General features: G+C 67.3%; 1 protein-coding gene and 3 pseudogenes. 1 reads left to right on the forward strand and 3 read right to left on the reverse strand.

Annotation, left to right across the window (positions count from 1 at the left end; translation table 11 throughout):
* Positions 1 to 361 precede the first annotated feature (361 nt).
* From AB0953_RS35340 to cyaB, 3 genes and pseudogenes are all read right to left on the reverse strand, one after another.
* Positions 362 to 1231, reverse strand: a complete 870-nt coding sequence (locus AB0953_RS35340; RefSeq protein ID WP_366863702.1) for an IS3 family transposase — start codon at positions 1229 to 1231, stop codon at positions 362 to 364.
* Positions 1231 to 1542: pseudogene (locus AB0953_RS35345) on the reverse strand (transposase); the annotation flags it as partial. The pseudogene AB0953_RS35345 and the gene AB0953_RS35340, both read right to left, overlap by 1 nt.
* A gap of 244 nt (positions 1543 to 1786) precedes the next feature.
* Positions 1787 to 2329, reverse strand: a pseudogene (gene cyaB, locus AB0953_RS35350) (class IV adenylate cyclase); the annotation flags it as partial.
* Between the two features lie 64 nt (positions 2330 to 2393).
* Between cyaB and AB0953_RS35355 the strand changes: the two are divergent.
* A pseudogene (locus AB0953_RS35355) lies at positions 2394 to 2650 on the forward strand (hypothetical protein).
* Positions 2651 to 2742 lie beyond the last annotated feature (92 nt).

Raw genomic sequence — 2742 nt, forward strand, 5'->3', positions numbered from 1 at the left:
TCTGGTCTCGGCGTCCGACGACCGTCTGGGGCTGATACCCGCACCCAGTGCCGACCAGAGCACCGTCCGAGGCCGCCAGGCGCATGAGATCGCTACGCGCTCCGTCGTCGCAGTTCTACATCCTGTGCCGATACCCGGGATCCCTGAAGGCTCTGTCTCTGGGTGCCGTCCTGTGCATCCTCGCAGCCGCGGCCGGGTCCGTCACCGGAGCGGTTCGCGCCTTCAGAAGGCCGTCACCGCATCCCCTGTATCCGATGCTTCACCTGGCCGCGGCATCCATGCTCGTTGCGGGAGCGGACACCATGGACTACTTCGGCAGCGTGAGGTTGTTCCTGTTTGACGGACAGGTGTGTTGTGTTGGTCAGGCTGCGGACGTTTCGTACTGGACTGGGCTTTGGTAGCCGAGGCTGCTGTGAAGTCGGCGGCTGTTGTACCAGCCTTCTATGTACTCGAAGATCGCGGTCTTGGCGGCGGCGTGGGTGTGCCAGGTGTGGCGGGTGACGAGTTCGTTCTTGAGGGTGGCGAAGAAGGATTCGGCGAGGGCGTTGTCCCAGCACACGCCGGTGCGTCCCACGGAGAGCCGGATGCCCAGGCTGGCAGCCAGACGGGCGAAGGCGTGGCTGGTGTACTGGGTGCCGCGGTCGGAGTGGAAGATCACCGACCCGACCGGTCGGCGTTGCCGGCAGGCGGCGGTGAGTGCGTCGGCGGCCAGGCTGGTTCCGAGGTGGTCGGAGGTGGCCCAGCCGATCACCCGGCGGGAGGCGATGTCGATGACGGTGGCCAGGTAGAGCCAGCCCTGGCCAGTGGGGATGTAGGTGATGTCCCCGCACCAGCGGGTGTCGACCGCCTGCGGATCGGCGGTGAAGTCCCGCATGACCAGGTCGGGGCGGCAAGCGGCGGCAGGATCCGCGATGGTGGTGCGGTGCCCGCGCCGGCGGTGCCGGCCTTCCAGGCCGGCGTCACGCATCAGGCGGGCGATCCTGCGCCTGCCGCAGGTACGGCCCTCCGCTTTGAGGGCCGCGTGGATCCTGGGGGCGCCGTAGGTGCCGCGTGACTGCGTGTGGACCTCACTGATCAGCGAGGTCAGTTCTGCGTCCTGGCGGGCGCGGGGGCCCGCGGCCGGCTGGCGCCGCTGGTAGTAGGCGGACCGGGAGACCTTCATCAGCTCACACGCCCGTTTGACGCTGTGACCTGCGCGCTTCTCCGCCTCGATGAACGGATCAACCGTCACCGGGTCCCCCTCGCGAAGAAAGCCGTAGCCCGTTTGAGGATCTCGATGTCCTCCCGCAGACGGCGGTTCTCCCGCCGCAGCTCGGCAAGCTCAGCCCGCTCGTCACGTTCCAGATCCTTGGGCTGGTGGCTCTCGTCGGACTGCGCCAGCCACAGTCGCACCGCCGACTCCGTCAGGTCGAAGTCCTTGCAGATATCAGGCACCGACCGGTCCCCGCGCAGGCACAGCTCCACGATCTCGGCCTTGAAATCGGCAGTGAACTGCCGCCGCTTCCGCGGCTTCCTCTTCGGCATGTTCTCCATCATGGACATCCCTCCCCGGGCGCAAGCCCGGATCTCGGATGTCCGTCAAACCGAAGCAACCCTAGCGGCATCGCCTACCGCGTGGCGGTGCACAACGGAGCGGACGTCGCCGGCTGCGAGGGTGCCTACCACGTCACGCCGGGCTGGTTGTTCTTCCTCCCGCCGGAAGACCGCAGCCAGTGGCCCAGCCACTCAGTCGAGCCGAGGTGATCCGTTTACCCGTCCCTTTCACGGTCCTGCGGCCCGGCGACGGGGCCTTCACTGCTGCGGTGTACAGCTCGCGCGTCAGGTCTTCCGTTCGGACACCCAACTCGGCGAGGACCGTCCGGACATCAGTGAGGGCTGGGGCTACGTCCTTCTCCTCCACCAAAGTCTCCAGTTCGAGGAACGTCCCCTCCAGCTCGGGGACGCGGACCAAAGTGGCGAGCATCTGGCGCCCTCGGGCCTCGAAGGCGTAGTTCCTGCACCGCTTCTCGAACGCGATGGCCGGCACATAGCCGAGGCCGCGCAGCGTCGCGTGCACGGCCTCGGCATCCTCGACGCGGGTCTCATACTCCGGCTTGGACCCGGATTCCTCGTCGACCCGGGCGCCTTTGTACGTGAGGACGGTGCGGGTCTCCTCCGGACCGTGCACGGTCCGCACCCGAAGCTCTTCGTCTCGCGCCTCCAAGGCCCCGTCAACGGTGTCGTAATAGGTGTCCTGGTACACCTCGGCCCGCCCCTCGGCCCGCTCGTCCAGCCGTCGCAGCGTCTCTTGCGGCGCGTGGACGCGTGCCTTCAACTCCGCTTCGATCATCCGTCCGTCCCTCTCATTTCGGAGCTGCTGGCAATAGCCTCGAACATGCGCCTGAAGCCCCCAGATGCCTGAACGCTACGACTATGTCCCGCATCGGCTGCTGCGCTGTCGTGTGCGGGATGTCGCTTCGGTGCCGAAGGCGAGCCGATGGCAGTGATCAACGAAAACCTCTCGGACTCCGCGGAGCACGAGCACTGGATGCGGCTGGCCTACGTACGTGGCATCTCCGGCCGAGAGTTCACGACTGCCGCCAACAACATCCGACCCGTCGGTGACCAGCCCCGGACGGCCGTCGGACGCCTAGACCTCGGCAGCGCGTAGCGATCTGACGCGTCTGGTGGCCCCGGACGCTGCTCTGATTGGCGTTTCGTGCGGGTCTCAGCCGCAGGCGGTCGTCGGACGCCGAGACCAGG

It is taken from the genome of Streptomyces sp. NPDC046866, from assembly GCF_040704625.1.
Classification (GTDB): Bacteria; Actinomycetota; Actinomycetes; order Streptomycetales; family Streptomycetaceae; genus Streptomyces.